Annotated in this window: 17 protein-coding genes and 1 pseudogene; 5 read left to right on the forward strand and 13 right to left on the reverse strand. The window is 72.6% G+C overall.

Going from position 1 to position 15,105, the window contains the following annotated elements:
* The first annotated feature begins 38 nt into the window (after positions 1-38).
* Positions 39-962: a 50S ribosomal protein L11 methyltransferase gene (locus ACE7GA_RS18145; protein WP_376089544.1), complete on the forward strand. Its 924-nt coding sequence runs from the start codon at positions 39-41 to the stop codon at positions 960-962.
* On the opposite strand, the gene ACE7GA_RS18150 is transcribed toward ACE7GA_RS18145, so the two are convergent.
* The 3 genes from ACE7GA_RS18150 to ACE7GA_RS18160 form a co-directional block, all read right to left on the reverse strand.
* On the reverse strand, positions 949-1,260 hold the full coding sequence (locus ACE7GA_RS18150) for a CcdB family protein (protein ID WP_376089547.1): 312 nt from the start codon (positions 1,258-1,260) through the stop codon (positions 949-951). The two genes, ACE7GA_RS18145 and ACE7GA_RS18150, sit on opposite strands and share 14 nt — an antisense overlap.
* A gap of 5 nt (positions 1,261-1,265) precedes the next feature.
* On the reverse strand, positions 1,266-1,532 hold the full coding sequence (locus tag ACE7GA_RS18155; protein ID WP_376089550.1) for a type II toxin-antitoxin system CcdA family antitoxin: 267 nt from the start codon (positions 1,530-1,532) through the stop codon (positions 1,266-1,268).
* 169 nt (positions 1,533-1,701) lie between these two features.
* Positions 1,702-2,064, reverse strand: coding sequence for a DUF1127 domain-containing protein (locus ACE7GA_RS18160; RefSeq protein WP_376089553.1), 363 nt, complete (start codon positions 2,062-2,064; stop codon positions 1,702-1,704).
* Between the two features lie 166 nt (positions 2,065-2,230).
* Between ACE7GA_RS18160 and ACE7GA_RS18165 the strand changes: the two genes are divergently transcribed.
* Complete coding sequence (locus tag ACE7GA_RS18165; protein WP_376089556.1) at positions 2,231-4,027, forward strand: aminopeptidase P family protein; 1,797 nt, start codon at positions 2,231-2,233, stop codon at positions 4,025-4,027.
* A gap of 4 nt (positions 4,028-4,031) precedes the next feature.
* On the opposite strand, the gene ACE7GA_RS18170 is transcribed toward ACE7GA_RS18165, so the two are convergent.
* The 4 genes from ACE7GA_RS18170 to ligA form a co-directional block, all read right to left on the reverse strand.
* The gene (locus ACE7GA_RS18170) at positions 4,032-4,718 is read right to left on the reverse strand and encodes a hypothetical protein (RefSeq protein ID WP_376089559.1); all 687 of its coding nucleotides are present in this window, start codon (positions 4,716-4,718) and stop codon (positions 4,032-4,034) included.
* Between the two features lie 82 nt (positions 4,719-4,800).
* Positions 4,801-5,445 (reverse strand): LysE family translocator, encoded by a 645-nt coding sequence (locus tag ACE7GA_RS18175; RefSeq protein WP_376089562.1) that lies wholly within the window; start codon positions 5,443-5,445, stop codon positions 4,801-4,803.
* A gap of 110 nt (positions 5,446-5,555) precedes the next feature.
* On the reverse strand, positions 5,556-6,434 hold the full coding sequence (locus ACE7GA_RS18180) for a C13 family peptidase (protein WP_376089566.1): 879 nt from the start codon (positions 6,432-6,434) through the stop codon (positions 5,556-5,558).
* Positions 6,434-8,587: an NAD-dependent DNA ligase LigA gene (gene ligA / locus ACE7GA_RS18185; RefSeq protein ID WP_376089568.1), complete on the reverse strand. Its 2,154-nt coding sequence runs from the start codon at positions 8,585-8,587 to the stop codon at positions 6,434-6,436. The genes ACE7GA_RS18180 and ligA overlap by 1 nt, the downstream gene beginning before the upstream one ends.
* Positions 8,588-8,647: 60 nt before the next feature.
* On the opposite strand from ligA, the gene ACE7GA_RS18190 reads away from it, so the two are divergent.
* The 3 genes from ACE7GA_RS18190 to ACE7GA_RS18200 are packed head-to-tail and all read left to right on the forward strand — an operon-like array spanning position 8,648 to position 10,130.
* Positions 8,648-9,355, forward strand: a complete 708-nt coding sequence (locus tag ACE7GA_RS18190; RefSeq protein ID WP_376089571.1) for an endonuclease V — start codon at positions 8,648-8,650, stop codon at positions 9,353-9,355.
* Between the two features lie 27 nt (positions 9,356-9,382).
* Positions 9,383-9,664, forward strand: a complete 282-nt coding sequence (locus ACE7GA_RS18195; RefSeq protein ID WP_376089574.1) for an AbrB/MazE/SpoVT family DNA-binding domain-containing protein — start codon at positions 9,383-9,385, stop codon at positions 9,662-9,664.
* On the forward strand, positions 9,657-10,130 hold the full coding sequence (locus ACE7GA_RS18200; protein WP_376089577.1) for a type II toxin-antitoxin system VapC family toxin: 474 nt from the start codon (positions 9,657-9,659) through the stop codon (positions 10,128-10,130). The genes ACE7GA_RS18195 and ACE7GA_RS18200 overlap by 8 nt, the downstream gene beginning before the upstream one ends.
* On the opposite strand, the gene ACE7GA_RS18205 is transcribed toward ACE7GA_RS18200, so the two are convergent.
* From ACE7GA_RS18205 to lpxC, 6 genes and pseudogenes are all read right to left on the reverse strand, one after another.
* Positions 10,064-10,492: a hypothetical protein gene (locus ACE7GA_RS18205; RefSeq protein ID WP_376089580.1), complete on the reverse strand. Its 429-nt coding sequence runs from the start codon at positions 10,490-10,492 to the stop codon at positions 10,064-10,066. The two genes, ACE7GA_RS18200 and ACE7GA_RS18205, sit on opposite strands and share 67 nt — an antisense overlap.
* Positions 10,489-10,986 carry a GNAT family N-acetyltransferase gene (locus tag ACE7GA_RS18210; protein WP_376089583.1) on the reverse strand — a complete coding sequence of 166 codons (498 nt, stop codon included), beginning with the start codon at positions 10,984-10,986 and terminating at the stop codon, positions 10,489-10,491. Before ACE7GA_RS18210 ends, ACE7GA_RS18205 begins: the two co-directional genes overlap by 4 nt.
* Complete coding sequence (locus ACE7GA_RS18215; protein WP_376089586.1) at positions 10,983-11,333, reverse strand: DUF6968 family protein; 351 nt, start codon at positions 11,331-11,333, stop codon at positions 10,983-10,985. Before ACE7GA_RS18215 ends, ACE7GA_RS18210 begins: the two co-directional genes overlap by 4 nt.
* Positions 11,334-11,412: 79 nt before the next feature.
* Positions 11,413-13,090, reverse strand: a pseudogene (recN, locus tag ACE7GA_RS18220) (DNA repair protein RecN).
* A 40-nt stretch (positions 13,091-13,130) separates the two neighbouring features.
* A complete protein-coding gene (locus ACE7GA_RS18225) occupies positions 13,131-14,012 on the reverse strand; it encodes an outer membrane protein assembly factor BamD (protein ID WP_376089589.1) in 882 nt (293 codons plus the stop codon).
* A 65-nt stretch (positions 14,013-14,077) separates the two neighbouring features.
* Positions 14,078-15,010 carry a UDP-3-O-acyl-N-acetylglucosamine deacetylase gene (lpxC, locus tag ACE7GA_RS18230; RefSeq protein ID WP_376089592.1) on the reverse strand — a complete coding sequence of 311 codons (933 nt, stop codon included), beginning with the start codon at positions 15,008-15,010 and terminating at the stop codon, positions 14,078-14,080.
* Positions 15,011-15,105 lie beyond the last annotated feature (95 nt).

The following is a 15,105-nucleotide window of genomic DNA, read 5'->3' on the forward strand; positions in this document are numbered from 1 at the left end:
CGTTCGGCCCGCCGCGCGAGGACAGGAGCCCCGCCTAGATGTCCCGGCACCACCCGCAGGAACTCGAAACCCTCTGGCTCGACGCACTCCCCGAGCATGCCGTCCCCGCGGCCGAGGCCGCGCTGCAATCGGTCTGCCGCTCCGTCGCGCTTTTCCGTGACGAGGACACGGACACCTGGCGCGTCGAGGGCGTGCGCGAACTCGGCGTGAAGGAGGACGCGCTGACCGCCGCCCTCGCTCTCGCCTCCGCCTTCACGGGCGTCGAACTCACCGCCGAACGCGCCCCCGTCGAATCCGAAGGCTGGCTGGCCCGCACCGCCCAGTCCTTCCCGGAACAGGAAATCGGCGGCCGCGTCCTCATCCGCCCGACCCACGTCCCGCCCCGAGAAGTCTGGGGCCGCACGGTCCTGACCCTCGACGCGGGCCTCGCCTTCGGCTCCGGCGAGCACAACTCCACCCGCGGCTGCCTCATCGCCTTCGAACGCGTCGCCCCGCGCCTGGCCCGCACCCCGCGCGACGGCCGCCGCATCCTCGACCTCGGCGCGGGCTCCGGCATCCTCGCCATGGCCGCCGCGAAGGCGCTGCGCCGCCCCGTGCTCGCGACGGACATCGAACCCTGGTCGGTCCGCATTGCTGCGGAGAACGCGCGCCTCAACGGCCTCGCACCACTCGTCCACGCCGCCCTCGCCGATGGCTGGCGTGCACGGAGCGTGCACCGCGGCCGCTACGACCTCGTCTTCGCGAACATCCTCGCGCGCCCGCTCTGCGCCATGGCGCACGACCTCGGCGTCCGCCTTCGTCCCGGCGGCACCGCCATCCTTGCCGGCCTCCTCGGCACCCAGGCCCGCATGGTCCTGGCGGCCCACCGCCGCGCCGGGATGGTCCTGGAGCGCCGCCTGGACGTCGGCCCCTGGACGACGCTCGTTGTCCGCCGGCGCGGTGGTCTTCTCAGGCCCGGCTGATCAGTTCGTCGAGCGCGCGGACGACGGCGTCACCCTGTGCATCATCCAGCAACGCCAGCGTCGTTCCCAGGCGTTCCTTGGGCACGGTGGCCACGTCGAAAGGGTTGGCATAGACGGTCTCGCCGAGAACGGTCATCCGCGGCGTCAGGGCGTGATCCGGCGGCGAGCGCGGCCCGACGCGGACCAGGGGCATGACGAAGCGCCCCGGCACGTCGGCAAGACGCGAGGACTGCATCTGCACGACGAAGGGCGTTGCTGCATCGCGCCCCGGATTACGATGAACGGCAAACTGGCTCACGACCGTCAGAGCTTCGAGAACTCGTCCGAGAGGAGGCCATGCTCCTCATGGAAGGCGCTTACCGCCGCGAGAACATCCCGCAACACCGCATCATCCCGCCTCCGCCGCTTCTGCTCCTCCTGAACGAACGTGGCCAGCAAAGCCTCCACGGTGCCGGACAGATTCGTCGTGAGCATCCGCGCCCGTGTGACGAGGTCCTCGTTGAGGGACAGGTTGACGGGTCGGCGCGGCGCACCCGCATCGAAAACCTTGTTCGTGGATAGGGTGACCATCAGACCCTCCTGTGCGCATGCGCAAAGCATGCGCACGCCCGGCCAGATCCGCAACCGCCCAAAACAGCACCGGCCCGCGTCGGCGCCCCGGGAGGGAAGGGCGCGTCGCGGGCCGGGCATCAGGGCCACCGGCTTGGGGGGAGGGGGTCCGCCGGTCGCCCCGGTTCCGTCAGGCCGCCGCGCGGGCGGCGACCACGTCGTTCGCTGCGACCATCGGCGAGGTGCCGGCAACCAGCGCGGCTTCCTCGGCCGGATTGGCCGTCACGGCCAGGGCGATGGTCTCGCGCGACAAGCCGATATCGGAGAGTTCCCGGTCGCTCAGCATCCGCAGCTCGGCGATCGCGCGGCGACGCTCGCGCCAGGCCAGTAGGCGGGCGGCCGTGCCGCCGAACAGGTCACGCAGCGCGGCCATCAGCATGGCGTCCCGGGCGCGGCGCGCCTCCAGGGCCACGGCCTGCGGCGTGCTGAGGCGGGTGTTGGCCGGGAAGGGCATCAGGGGCGCGGGGTGCGCCTCGGCGATGCGGGGGTTCATGGTAAGACGTCCATCTCGTCGTGCATCCGGTCTGCGGCGGGGCTCATGCCCAGGCCGCCCGAACGCTCTTCGCAGGTGCAACATGGGCGCTCGAGTCCAGGATGACCCGCGTCGTTCCGCGGACAGAGGCATGCGCTAAGCACATGGAAAATTGGAGACACATGCCGTGAGCGCCGAGCACAAGCCCGACCGCACCGCCCGCCTTGCCGCGCTGCGGGCCGAACTCGCCCGCGCCGGCCTGGACGGCTTCATCGTCCCGCGCTCCGACGAATACCTGGGCGAATACGTCCCGCCCTCCGGTGCGCGGCTGAAGTGGCTGACCGGCTTCACCGGATCGGCCGGCCTCGCCATCGTCCTGGCCGACCGCGCCGCCGTCTTCACCGATGGCCGCTACGTCACCCAGGTCGCGCAGCAGACCGACCCCGCGTTTTGGGAACGCCGCCACATCACGGACGAACCGCCCGCCGTTTGGCTGAAGGAACACGCGGCGGGCAGGCGCGTGGGCTACGATCCCTGGCTGCACTCCCCCGGCGGGATCGAGCGTCTCACCGTCGCCGGCGTCGAACTCATCCCCGTGGACCGGAACCCGCTCGATACCGTCTGGACCGACCGCCCCGCCGAGCCCGCGGCCCCCGCCGAGCCCTGGCCCGACCGCTACGCCGGCCGCACTGCCGCGGAGAAGCGCGCCCTCATCGCCGATGCCCTACGCACCGACGGCCAGGACGCCGCCGTGCTGTCGGACCCCCACTCGGTTGCGTGGCTGCTGAACCTGCGCGGCGCCGACCTCGCCAACACGCCGCTCGCCCTGGGCTTCGCGATCGTCGCCGAGGACGCGGGCGTGCAGGTCTTCATGGATCCGTCGAAGGCCGGCCCGGACCTGCGGGCAACGCTCGGCAACGCCGTCTCCTTCGCCCCGCGCACCGCTCTGCCCGCGGCGCTCTCAGCGCTGTCCGGCAAGAAGGTCCGCCTGGATGCCGAGTCCACGCCCGCCTGGTTCGACCGCACTCTCCGCGCCGCCGGCGCGACGGTCGTCGGCGCTGCCGACCCCGTCCGCCTCCCGCGCGCGCAGAAGACGGCTGCCGAACAGGACGGCGCACGCGCCGCGCATCGCCGCGATGCCCGCGCCATGGCCCGCTTCCTCGCCTGGTTCAGATCGACGGCGCCCTCGGGCGCGCTAACGGAGATGGCGGTCGCCGACGAACTCCTCCGCTTCCGGCAACGCGAGGACCTGTTCCGCGGCGAATCCTTCCCCGCCATCTCCGGCGCCGGGGAGAACGGCGCGGTCATCCACTACCGCGCCAGCCCGTCCACCAACCGCGCCGTGCGCGCCGACGAAGGCTTCCTCATCGACAGCGGCGGCCAGTACCTCGACGGCACGACGGACATCACCCGCACGCTCTGGACGGGGCCGGGTCCCGCGATGTCCGATTTGCGGGACCGCTACACCCTCGTCCTGCGCGGAATGCTCGCGCTGTCCGCCACGCGCTTTCCGGAGGGCGTGGCGGGCCCGCACCTCGACGTCATCGCGCGCCGGCCGCTCTGGGAAGCGGGCCTCGATTTCGACCACGGCACGGGACACGGCGTCGGCGCGTACCTGTCGGTGCACGAAGGCCCGGCCGCGTTCTCCCGCGCCGCCGCGAACGTGCCGCTGCGGGAAGGCATGATCCTCTCCGACGAGCCGGGCTACTACCTGCCCGGCGCATACGGCATCCGCATCGAGAACCTGCTTCTGGTGCAGCGTGATGAGACGCTGGCCGCCAAGAAGACCTGGCTGCGCTTCGAGACCCTGACCCTCGTGCCGTTCGACCGCCGCCTCATCGCGACCGAGGCGCTGCTGCCGCCCGAACGCGCCGCGGTGGATGCCTACCACGCGCGCGTGCTGGCCGAGATCGCGCCGATGCTGGACAGGCCGGAGGACGCGGCGACGCTTGACTGGCTCCGCCGCGCCTGCGCGCCGCTCTGACCCGTCAGGACCCGCGCCAGGTCGGCGCGCCGAGGCTCGGCCCCGGGATCTCCTGCCGGTCCACGTTCGGCGTGGGCGCCGTCGGCGGATCCTGCCGGTAGGACGGCGCGTAGCGTGGCGCGCCATCGCCGTACCCGTACTGCGTCCCGCTTCCGCCATATCCTTCGTAGGGCGCGGCCGTGCCGCCATTGTCGTTCGGGTAGGAGCGGCCCGTATCGGCGTCGCCCTGGCCGTAGGGCGACGCGCCGTAGGAGGGCGGCGCCGTGCGGCCGTCATACCCGTAGGAGGAGCCTGCCTCTGGAACGACCTGACGCGGCACCGGCGGCGGAAGCGGCGACGCGTAGGGCGGCGCCGGGAAGGTGCCCGGCGCGGCGTAGGAGGGTGAGTAGGCCGGCGCGCTGCCATAGGGCGCGTAGGACGGGGCCGCGGCATAGGGCGATCCGTAGGAGGGCGAGGCCGGGGCGCCGTAAGGGGCCGCATAGGGCGTCGCATACGATGGCGGCGCGTAGGACGGCGCCGTCCCGTAGGCGGGCGGCGCCCCGTAGCCCTGGCCCGGTGCTGTCGAGGCGGGCGGTCCGTAGGGGGTGGAGAACTCCGTGCCAGCCGGCGTGCAGGCCGGGACGGCGGCGCCGGCGGCGAGCAGCAGGAGAAGGGTCCGGAGGCGCTGGCGGTCGTCGCTGGATCGGGTCATGGCAAGGACAGGAACGCGCGGAGGGGTGTCACCTTTGCGGCGCCCGTCCGGCGCCTATGCGGCGACCGGCCGCGGCGACGCTTCAGCGCGCGATCAGCAGCCGCGTCCCGAGGCCGAGGAAGATCGCGCCCGCCGTCCCGTTCAGCCATCGTGCCGCGCGTCCCGTGCCCCCGCCGACGCTGCGGGCCGTGCGCGTCGCGGCCTCGATCACGAACCAGTAGAAGGGCTGGGCGACGAGGGGCAGCATCGGGCCGAGGATGAGCATCTGCACCCAGGGCGGCGCCCGGTCCGGCGCCACGAACTGCGGCAGGATCGCAAGGAAGAACAGCACGACTTTCGGGTTCAGGAGGTTCGTGACGAGACCTTGGAGGAAGGCGGCCCGCAGCGTCGCGGCGGTGGCCGCCGCGGGCGCGAACGCCGCCCCGCCGCGCCAGGCCTCACGCAGCGCGGCGACGCCCATCCAGAGCAGGTAGAGGGCACCGATCACGCGGATGGTACCGAACAGCGCCGGGTCCGCCGCGATGATCGCCGCGACGCCGGCGGCCGAGAGCACGATGTGGATCAGCACGCCGAGGCAGACGCCCGCCACCGCCGCCCAGCCCATCCGCCGCCCGCCGCGGAGCGTCTGTCCGAGGATGAAGACGAAGTCCGGGCCTGGCGTCGCGCAGAGGATCAGGACCGCGCCGAGCCAGGCAAGGAGGAGCGTCGGGTCCACGGGCAGCGTCATGCGCCGGATCCTTCCCGGCGGGGCTTGGCCGCGTCCAACGACTTCGGTTGATGCGCGGCGTCAGCGGCGCTGATGCGTCGCTACGGGGATGCGGCGGGCGGCAGGGCGGGTCAGCGCTTGCCACCCGCGCCCGCGGCAGAGGAGGGCGCGGGGGCCCAGCGGATCGGTTCGCCCGCGAGGGCTGGCGTGATGCTGCGCTGCGGCTCGCTCGGGCGTTCGCGGAGCCGGGCTTCCTCGGCGGCGACGCAGGCGAGCGTGGCGTCGGAGACGGCCGTCCAGCCGCGCGGGGCGTTCGCGTCGAGCGCGTCGAGCAGGCAGGAATCGAAGACGGTATAGGTGTAGCCGGCGCCGCAGCCGAAGGAGGGGCGGTCGGCGCGCGCCGCGGTCAGGACGACGCGGTTGGGCGCGGCAAGGGCGGGGGCGAAACTGCCGGTGTAGCATCCAGAGGCGACCACGACGGTCGGTGCGTCCCCGCAGCCGCGGGACAGGGCGGACTGAAAGGGGCCGGGACCGAGCGTCTGGTTGGACTGAACGAAGGCCAGGCCTCGACCGGGGGCGCCGTGCATGGTGAGGAAGACGAGGCAGCCCTCGCCGGGGCCTGGGCGCAGGGCCGCGATCGTCTGGAGGACATTCGGGATCGTGGCGGGAGCGGCGCCGGGCCGGCCGGCCGCGCTGAAGCGGCGACTGCTCGCGGCGTCCGGCATGGAGCGGGCGAAGCGCTCGACGGCATTGTCCCAGACGGGGAGGGACGGGTCGCCGGCGACGAGGATGGCATGCCAACGGGTCGGGGCTTGCGGCACGGCCGCGACCGGGGCGGAGCTGGGAACCGCGCCGGGTGCGCAGGCTGCGAGCGAGAGGAGGGCGGCGAGGAGCGCGACAGCAGCGCCCGTCGCGCGGCGCTGCACACCGGGAGTCCCGGCGCGCGGGGCGGGTCGGAAGGCTGGCAGCGCGGGCAGAAGCCCGCGGAGGCACGCGGCCCGGCCGAGCATCACGCGAAGCCTGCCATCTTGCGCCACCCATCCTCGTCCAGCGTCGTCAGGCCGAGTTCGGCGGCCTTCGTCGCCTTGGAGCCTGCATCGGCGCCGATGACGACGTAATCCGTCTTCTTCGAGACGGATTTCACGACCTTGGCACCGAGGGATTCGGCGCGCGCCTCGGCCTCGGGGCGGGTCATGGTGGTGAGGGTGCCGGTGAAGACGATGCTCTTGCCCGCGAGGGCACCGGAGACGGCCTTCGCCTCCTCCGGGCGGGTTTCGGACAGGAGGTCGTCCAGGGCAGCGAGGTTCCGGGGTTCCTCGAAAAAGGTGACGAGTTCGGTCGCGATGGAGGGGCCGATGCCCTGGATGGAGCCGAGATCCTCGCGCGCCTCGGAGCCGATGACCCGTGCGGCCAGCATGGCGTCGCGCCAGGCCTGCGCGCTGCCGTAGTGGCGGGCGAGGAGGCGGGCGTTCTGGTCGCCGATGCGGCGGATGCCCAGGGCGAAGAGGAAGCGTTCCAATGGCGGGGCGCGGCGATCCTCGATGGCGGCGAGCAGGTTGGTGATCTTCTTGCTCTCGCCTTTCGCCTTCGCGCCCCAGCCGGGGAAGGTGCGCATCCTCGCGACGGCCTCGGCACGGTGCAGGCGGAAGATGTCGGCGGGGGTGGAGACCAAGCCCTCGCGGTGAAGGAGTTCCACGTTTTCGATGCCCAGGCCCTCGATATCGAGGGCGCGGCGCGAGGCGAAGTGGATCAGGCGTTCCACCTGCTGCGCGGGGCAGATCAGGCCGCCGGTGCAGCGGCGCACGACCTCGGCTTCCGGGCGCACCGCGGGGGAGCCGCAGGCGGGGCAGGTGGTCGGGGGTTCCCAGGGAGCGGCGTCCTTCGGGCGCTTGTCCGGGACGACGCCGATGATCTGCGGGATGACGTCGCCGGCGCGCTGGAGAATGACGGTGTCGCCGATGCGGGCGTCGCGGCGTGCCACCTCGTCCTCGTTGTGGAGGGTGGCGTGCTGGACCATGACGCCGCCGACGTTCACGGGCTGCATGATCGCGCGCGGGGTGAGGGCGCCGGTGCGGCCAACCTGGATCTGAATGTCGAGGAGGATTGTCTGCGCCTGCTCGGCGGGGAACTTCCAGGCGATGGCCCAGCGCGGGGCCCGGCCGACGAAGCCGAGGCGCGCCTGCCAGTCCAGGCGGTCCAGCTTATAGACGACGCCGTCGATGTCGTATTCGAGGCCGGCGCGGCGTTCCGTCATGGTTGCCTGGAAGGCCGGGATGTCCGCTTCGTCCAGGCTCTCGGACAAGGGGTTCACCTGGAAGCCCCAGCTGCGCAGGCGGTCGAGGTAGCCGGAATGGGTGTCGGCCACCGGCTCGCTCGAGTCGCCCTGGGCGTAGGCGAACATGCGGAGCGGGCGGGACGCGGTGATCGCCGGGTCCAACTGGCGCAGCGACCCGGCGGCGGCGTTGCGGGGATTGGCCGGGATGCGCACGGCCTCGCCGGCGCGCTCGCCCGCTTCGCGGCGGCGCTCGCGCCCTTCGGACAAAAGGATCTGGTCGTCGCGGAAGCGGAGGAAATCGGGCTTGGTCATGAAGACCTCGCCGCGGATTTCGATCCGTCGCGGGTGGTCGCCCTTCAGGCGGCGGGGGATCTGCTTCAGCGTGAGGAGGTTCTGGGTGATGTCCTCGCCGACCGTGCCGTCGCCTCGGGTGGCGCCTCGGACAAAAGAGCCGTTCTCGTAGGTCAGGTTGACGGAGAGGCCGTCGATCTTGGGCTCCGCGACGAAGCGCAGCGGTTCCTCCGCCGGGAGGTTCAGGAAGCGGCGGATGCGGGCGGTGAATTCGGCGAAGTCGGCCGCGTCGAAGGCGTTGTCCAGCGACAGCATCGGCGTGCCGTGGGTGGACTTGGCGAAGCCGGCCGCCGGGGCGTCGCCGACGCGGCGGGACGGGCTGTCCTCGCGGATCAGGTCGGGGAAGCGCGCCTCGATCGCGGCGTTGCGGCGGAAGAGGGTGTCGTACTCCGCGTCCGGCATGATCGGGGCGTCGTGGACGTGGTAGGCGGTGTTGGCCTCGGCGATGCGCGCGGCAAGGTCGGCGAGTTCGGCCGCCGCCTCCTCTTCGGACAGATCGGCGGGGTCTCGGAGGGTGGCGGTCTTCACAGGGGGCATCGGCGCGGAGAATAGGGCGGGGGTGGGGGAGTGCCAGGGCCGCCCCGCCGGCGTTGGGTGATGATGAGGGACATCCCGGAAGACTGGATCCGGCCGGCCACGCTGGAGGCTGCGCGAGCCGCGCAGGCGGAGATCGCGGAGCGGATCGAGGAGGTGGACCGACCGGTAGCGGAGGGCGCGTCGCGCTTCGTGGCCGGCGTCGATTGCGCGGGCGCGCCGCGCGGGGCGCCGGACCGGCTGCGGGCGATGGCGGTGCTGCTGGATGCGTCGGGCGACCGGTCGCGGCCGGTGGGAACGGGGTACGCGGAGGGTGTGCCGGGCTTCCGGTACGTGCCGGGGTTCCTCGGCTTCCGGGAGGCGCCCTTCATGGTCGAGGCTGTGGGGCGGCTGGAGCGGCGGCCCGATCTGATCCTGGTGGACGGGCAGGGGCTGAGCCACCCGCGGCGTTGCGGCAGCGCCAGCCACCTCGGCGTGCTGCTGGACCTGCCGACGGTGGGGGTGGCGAAGTCGGTGCTGGTCGGGCGGGTCGAGGGGGAGTTGGGGGAGGAGCCCGGCAGCACGGCGCCGCTGGTGTGGAAGGATCGGCGGATCGCGACGGCGCTGCGCACGCGGCGGGGGAGCCTGCCGCTGTACGTCTCCGTCGGGCATCGCGTGTCGCCCGACGGCGCGCTGCGGCACGTGCGGGACTGGCTGGCCGGGTATCGGCTGCCGGAGCCGACGCGGCTGGCGGACAAGCTGGCGGGGGAGGCGCGGCGGGCGGCGCGGTAGGCGCCCTGGGGCGCCTTGCCTCCGCTGATGGCGGCCAACGCCTCAGCGTCGGCCGGTAATGCGGATGGCGTCATTGCGACGACCGTGACGACCAAGGGCCAGGTGACCATCCCCAAGCCGACCAGGGACCACCTGGGCATCGTGCCGGGGACCGCGGTGACGTTCGACGTCGAGGGTGACGGTCCCGTCGCGCTGCGGCCGGCGAAGGCCGAGGACCGGCCGGAAAACCGCTTCGCGCGCTGGCGGGTTGCGGCCGGCCCTGGCCTCTCCACCGACGAGATCAAGCGGCTGCTGCGCGACGATGACTGACGTGACGCTCGTGGACACGGGCGTCCTTCTCGACCTGCTGACGGATGATCCGGTCTGGGCCGCTTGGGCGCAGGGGCGCATCGCCATCTACGACGTGGTCTACGCCGAGACCTCCATGCGCTTCGCCCGTGTCGAAGGCCTCGACGCGTTCCTGGCCGATACGTCGGTGCAGCGCGAGCCGACGCCGCTCCCGGCGCTCCTCCTGGCGGGGAGAGCTCACCTCTCCTATCGCCGGACCGAGGGTGTCCGGCGGGGCGTGTTGTCCGACCTCCTCGTCGGGGCGCACGCCGTCGTCGGCGGATGGATGTTGCTCACGCGCGATCCCGCGCGGTTCCGGACCTGCTTCCCTTCCGTCCGGTCGGTTGTGCCAAGGTCATGTGACGGCCCGCGTTGTTGCATTCAGGCGCGCTGCCCGAAGGCGGCGGAGAGGTTAGCGACCACCGCCGCCAGTTGCGCCGCGTTGTAGGCCATGCCGGCCCAGTGCAGGCGTCGGAGGCGCCGCACGGCATCCATGTCCCCGGCGTCGCGGGCGCCCAGGTCGGCGTCCATTCGGCGCAGCAACCAGCGCCTCGCCAGCACGGTGAGGAAGGCGAGGAGCCCGAGCGCGACGGTCAACGGCGGTCGTCCGGCCGCGAGGAAGGCAATTGCGGCAGCGGCGCCGAAGAGGCCGACGAGCGCGAAGCCGACGTTGAAGACGCCGCGCAAAAGCCAGGTCACGACGGGGTCGCTCAGCGGCCGCAGCAGGAAAGTCGGCGTGGCGACGAAGCAGTACATCATTGGCAGGATCAGGATGATCGTCGCCGCGAGGGAAAGTCCGTCCGCCGTCATGGTCCCGCCCCGTCCGCCAGCGCGTCGAGGGCGCGGCCTTCGAGCAGCATACCCGTGAAGCGTTCCTCGGCCACGGCGCCGACGGCGCGGTAGAAGGATTCGGCCTCGTCATCGCCCTCGTCCACGCCCCACCAGAGCGCGGCGGCGCCGCGGGCGCGGGCCTCGGCGGCGAGTGCGGCCAGGAGGGCGCGGGCGATGCCGCGGCGGCGGGCCTGCGCTTCGACGTAGAGGTCGAGGACCATGAGGATTGGGGCGCAACGCGTCGCGTCATAGAGCGGGGTGGCCGTGGCGAAGCCGACGACCGCGTCGTCCAGCGTACCGAGGCGGAGGATGGCCTGGGGCGATGGGCCGAGGAGGTCGCGGCGGATGATTTCAGCCGTCATCGGGATAGGCGGGGTGGCGCCGTCGAGAGAGTTGATGGCGTTGACGAGGGCAGCGACGCGGGGGGCGTCCTCGTCGCGGGCGGGGCGGGTGGCATTGACGCCCTGCGTCACAGGCGGGCGGTGTCCGGGGGCGTGCCCGCCGCCCGCCAGGTCAGTCCGGCGAGGCGCGGCGGCAGCGGGAACCCCGGCTCGTCCATGTCGAGCCAGCGGAGAGGGCCTGCCGCGAACTCCTCGCTTGCCCTGAGTGCGGCGCCGATCCGCTCCATGGCGAGATGCAGTGCCTGGAAGCCGTCCACGCCACGCACCTGTCCGGCCGCGCCGATCCGCGGGCCGGCGATGCGGTAGTTGCAGGCCGCGTCAGCCCCGTCGGCCCGCGGGCCGTCCAGTTCCACGATGACGGGGCCGAGGACTGACCCGAGCTCACGGCGCGCGATGGTGCGATGCTCCGTGCCGTTCATGCCGCGACCTCCCGTTTCGCGGCGTGGTCATGGCACGTTCGAGACGGATTTGCAAGAATATAGTCACAAGAACGGGGTGCTACGCGGCGCCCCGCAGGAGGTCATCCGCCGCGGCGCGGGCGGCCTCGGTGATGCGTTCGCCCGCGAGCATGCGGGCGATTTCCTCCCGGCGGGCGCGGGGGTCGAGGGGGATGACGCGGGTTTCCGCGCGTTCCCCGCGCACGCCCTTCGCGACCTGGAAGTGCTGCGCGCCACGGGCCGCGACCTGGGGGGAATGGGTGACGACGAGGACCTGGAGGCGCTCGGCGACGCGGGAAAGGCGGTCGCCGACTGCCGCCGCGGTGGCGCCGCCGATGCCGCTGTCGACCTCGTCGAAGACGAGGGTGGGGACGGGGGAGCCGCGGGCCAGGACGACCTTGAGTGCGAGCATGAGGCGGGAGAGTTCGCCGCCGGAGGCGATCTTTGCCAGGGCGCCGGGCTTCTGGCCCGGGTTCGTCGTGACGAGGAAGGTGACGCGGTCGCGGCCGTCAGGGCCCCAGGCGGATTCCTCGCGGGGCAGGAGTTCGATGTGAAGGCGGGCGCGGTCGAGCTTGAGGGGGCCGAGTTCAGACTTCACGGCGCGTTCGAGCTTGCCCGCGTTGTCGGTGCGGGCGGCGGTGAGGGCGTCGGCGGCGGTGACGTAGGTTGCGCGGGCCTCGGCGGCCGTGCGTTCCAGGGCGGTGACGCGGCCGGCGCCCGCGTCGAGGCTTTGGAGGCGGTCGCGGAGGTTGGTCAAGTGGGTCGGGAGGTCGACGACGGCCACCGCGTGCTTCCGGGCGGCGGCGCGAAGGGCGAAGAGGCGTTCCTCCACCTGTTCCAGGCGGCGGGGGTCGGGCTGGGCCTCGCCGGCCAGGCGTTCGAGGATGCTTTCCGCCTCGGCCAGGGCGTCCTGGGCGGCGCCGAGGGCGGCTAGTGCCGGGGCGGCTTCCTCGTTCGGCGGGGGAGGCGTTCGAGCGCACGGGCGGCGTTGCGCAGGGCGGCTGCGGGGTTGCCGCCGCCGCGGCGGTCTCGGGGGTGGAGTTCGGAAAGGGCGGCGGCGAGGGCTTCGGCGCGGCGCTCGCCGCCCTGCATGCGCTGGCGCTCTGCGGCGAGGCTGTCCTCCTCGCCTTCCTCGGGCTTGAGGTCGGAGAGTTCGGCGACGGCGTGGCGGAGCCATTCCTCGTCGCGCTGGGCCGCGGCGATGGCCTCGCGGGCCTCGCGCAGCGCGCGTTCGGCGGACTTCCAGGTGCGGTAGGCGTCAGCGGTCGCGTTGCGGCGGGGTTCCAGGCCGCCGAAGGCGTCGAGCAGGCTGGCGTGGGTCGCGGGGTCGGCCAGGCCGACCTGCTCGTGCTGGCCCTGTACTTCCACCAGCAGGCCGCCGAGGCGGCGGAGGAGGGCGACGCCGACCGGCTCGTCGTTGACGAACGCGCGGGAGCGGCCGTCGGCGGTGAGGATGCGGCGGAGGACGAGCTGGTCCTCCGCCTCGATGCCCTGCTCGGTCAGGACGGCGTGGGCGGGGTGGTCGGCGGGGGCTGGAACACCGCGACGACGGAGGCCTGGGACTGGCCGGCACGCACCATCCCGGCCTCGGCGCGCTGTCCCAGGGCGAGGCCCAGGCTGTCGAGCAGGATGGACTTGCCGGCGCCCGTCTCCCCCGTGAGGACGGAGAGGCCGGCGCCGAAGGACAGGTCGAGCCGCTCGATCAGGACGACGTCGCGGATCGCGAGGGAGACGAGCATGGGTTGGTTTCCCGCCCGGCCAGTGCCGGCAAGGCGCTCGTCAGAAGATGGAGTTGAGGGTGCGCGCGAAGAAGCCCGGGCGGCTGCTTCCGTCGGGTCGCGGCGCGCCGTCCACGAGAAGGGCGTAGGAATCCTGGTACCAGGGGGAGCCGGGGTAGTTGTAGCCGAGGACGGACGCGGTGCGGCGGGCTTCCTCGGTCAGGCCCATGGCGAGGTAGATCTCGGTCAGGCGGTGCAGGGCTTCGGGGACGTGGTTCGTCGTCGGGTAGTCCTCGACGACCTTGCGGAAGCGGCCGATGGCCGCGGCGTAGACCCGGCGGTTCTGGTAGAAGCGGCCGACGTTCATCTCCTTGCCCGCCATGTGGTCGCGGGCGAGGTCGATCTTCAGGCGCGCGTCGCGGGCATAGGGCGTGTTGGGAAAGCGGTTCACCACGTCCTGCAGCGCGGTCATCGCGGTTTCCGTGCCTGCCTGGTCGCGCTCCGCATCGGCGATCTGCTCGTAGTAGGAGAGGGCGCGGAGGTAGTAGGCGTAGGCAATGTCGCGGTGCGCGGGGTGCAGTTGGATGAAGCGGTCCAGCTGGCCGAGCGCTTCGGTGTAGCGATTGCGGGAGTATTCGGCGAAGGCGCTCATCAGCCGGGCGTTCGTGGCCCAGGTGGAATAGGGGTGGTCGCGCTCGACGAGGTCGAAGAACTCGACGGCCTCGCCGTAGCGCTCCCCGCGCATGGAGTTCAGGCCGGAGGCATAAAGCTCTTCGGGGCCGAGCTGCGCGTTCGCGGCGTCACGCGGGCGAATCGTCGTGCTGCTGCTGCCGCTGCTGAAAGGGTTCAGGCTGTTCAGCGTCTCGCAGCCGGCGAGGGAGAGGCCGGCGAGCAGGACGGCGGCGGCGCGAAGCCCGGGGGCGCTAAGGCGGGACGTGACCATGGCGGGCCTATAGCACGGGGTCCGAGCCGGGCGGAACGGGTGGGGCCCGAGTGTAGGCCCGACGTTCAAGCCGCGACGGCGACCCGGACGTTGGAGAGCAGGCCTTCGTCCTCCCCGATCCAGCGATAGGCTGTCTCATCGGCGAAGAGGGCGCGGAGCACGCGGTTGTTCAGGCCGTGGCCCGACTTGTGGCCGCGGAACGTCGCCTTGAGCGAGGCGCCGGCGAGCGCCAGGTCGCCCACGGCGTCGAGGAGCTTGTGGCGGACGAACTCGTCGGGGTGGCGCAGGCCGCCGGGGTTCAGCACCAGAGGGCCGTCCACGACGACGGCGTTGGCGAGGGAGCCGCCCTGGGCCAGGCCGACGGCACGGAGGCGGGCCACGTCCTCGGCCATCGTGAAGGTGCGGGCGCCGGCGAGGACGGCGCGGAAGGTGTCGTCGGAAAGGCGCAGGGAGAGGGACTGGCGGCCGACGGCCGTGGCGCCGAAGTCGATCGTCAGGTCGGCCTCGAGGCCCGGGAGGACGGACGGGGAGAGCTCTGCCCAGGCGGCATCGGGGCCGTCACCGTCCGTGACGCGGATGGCGCGCAAGACTTCAATGGCTGGCGCGGGGGCGGCGGAGGTGGTCAGGCCGGCACACTCGAGGAGGAAGACGAAGGGCGCGGCGGAGCCGTCGAGGATGGGGATCTCCGGACCGTCCACTTCGACGATCGCGTCGGTTACGCCGAGGCCGGCGAGGGCGGCCATGACGTGCTCGACGGTGCCGATGCGGGAAGGGCCCTCACCGAGGACGGTGCAGAGGCGCGTGTCCGTGACGTTGTCGTAGCGTGCAGCGATCTCGGCGCCCGTGTCGGTGCGCCGGAAGACGATGCCGGTCCCCGGCTGGGCCGGGCGCAGCGTCAGGGAGACGCGCGCGCCGCTGTGCAGGCCCGTGCCGACGCAGCCGATCGCGGACTTGAGGGTCCGGAAGCGTGTCGTGCCGAGAGGAAAGTAACCGTCCATGAACCCCACCGTGCCGTGGCGACGGACCGCGAGGACGATCCGACGGGGCGGAAGATCGCACCGCACCATGCCGCAAGCGATTCAAGCGTTGTTTC

Source organism: Roseomonas sp. CCTCC AB2023176 (genome assembly GCF_042259275.1).
In the GTDB taxonomy this organism is placed as follows: Bacteria; Pseudomonadota; Alphaproteobacteria; order Acetobacterales; family Acetobacteraceae; genus Roseomonas.

What these genes read in the sequence shown, in the direction of transcription:
- ACE7GA_RS18145 (WP_376089544.1), top strand. Translation starts at nt 39, where the DNA reads ATGTCCCGGCACCACCCGCAGGAACTCGAAACCCTCTGGCTCGACGCA.
- ACE7GA_RS18155 (WP_376089550.1), bottom strand. Translation starts at nt 1,532, where the DNA reads ATGGTCACCCTATCCACGAACAAGGTTTTCGATGCGGGTGCGCCGCGC.
- ACE7GA_RS18160 (WP_376089553.1), bottom strand. Translation starts at nt 2,064, where the DNA reads ATGAACCCCCGCATCGCCGAGGCGCACCCCGCGCCCCTGATGCCCTTC.
- ACE7GA_RS18170 (WP_376089559.1), bottom strand. Translation starts at nt 4,718, where the DNA reads ATGACCCGATCCAGCGACGACCGCCAGCGCCTCCGGACCCTTCTCCTG.
- ACE7GA_RS18175 (WP_376089562.1), bottom strand. Translation starts at nt 5,445, where the DNA reads ATGACGCTGCCCGTGGACCCGACGCTCCTCCTTGCCTGGCTCGGCGCG.
- ACE7GA_RS18180 (WP_376089566.1), bottom strand. Translation starts at nt 6,434, where the DNA reads ATGCTCGGCCGGGCCGCGTGCCTCCGCGGGCTTCTGCCCGCGCTGCCA.
- ligA (WP_376089568.1), bottom strand. Translation starts at nt 8,587, where the DNA reads ATGCCCCCTGTGAAGACCGCCACCCTCCGAGACCCCGCCGATCTGTCC.
- ACE7GA_RS18190 (WP_376089571.1), top strand. Translation starts at nt 8,648, where the DNA reads ATGATGAGGGACATCCCGGAAGACTGGATCCGGCCGGCCACGCTGGAG.
- ACE7GA_RS18195 (WP_376089574.1), top strand. Translation starts at nt 9,383, where the DNA reads ATGGCGGCCAACGCCTCAGCGTCGGCCGGTAATGCGGATGGCGTCATT.
- ACE7GA_RS18200 (WP_376089577.1), top strand. Translation starts at nt 9,657, where the DNA reads ATGACTGACGTGACGCTCGTGGACACGGGCGTCCTTCTCGACCTGCTG.
- ACE7GA_RS18205 (WP_376089580.1), bottom strand. Translation starts at nt 10,492, where the DNA reads ATGACGGCGGACGGACTTTCCCTCGCGGCGACGATCATCCTGATCCTG.
- ACE7GA_RS18215 (WP_376089586.1), bottom strand. Translation starts at nt 11,333, where the DNA reads ATGAACGGCACGGAGCATCGCACCATCGCGCGCCGTGAGCTCGGGTCA.
- ACE7GA_RS18225 (WP_376089589.1), bottom strand. Translation starts at nt 14,012, where the DNA reads ATGGTCACGTCCCGCCTTAGCGCCCCCGGGCTTCGCGCCGCCGCCGTC.
- lpxC (WP_376089592.1), bottom strand. Translation starts at nt 15,010, where the DNA reads ATGGACGGTTACTTTCCTCTCGGCACGACACGCTTCCGGACCCTCAAG.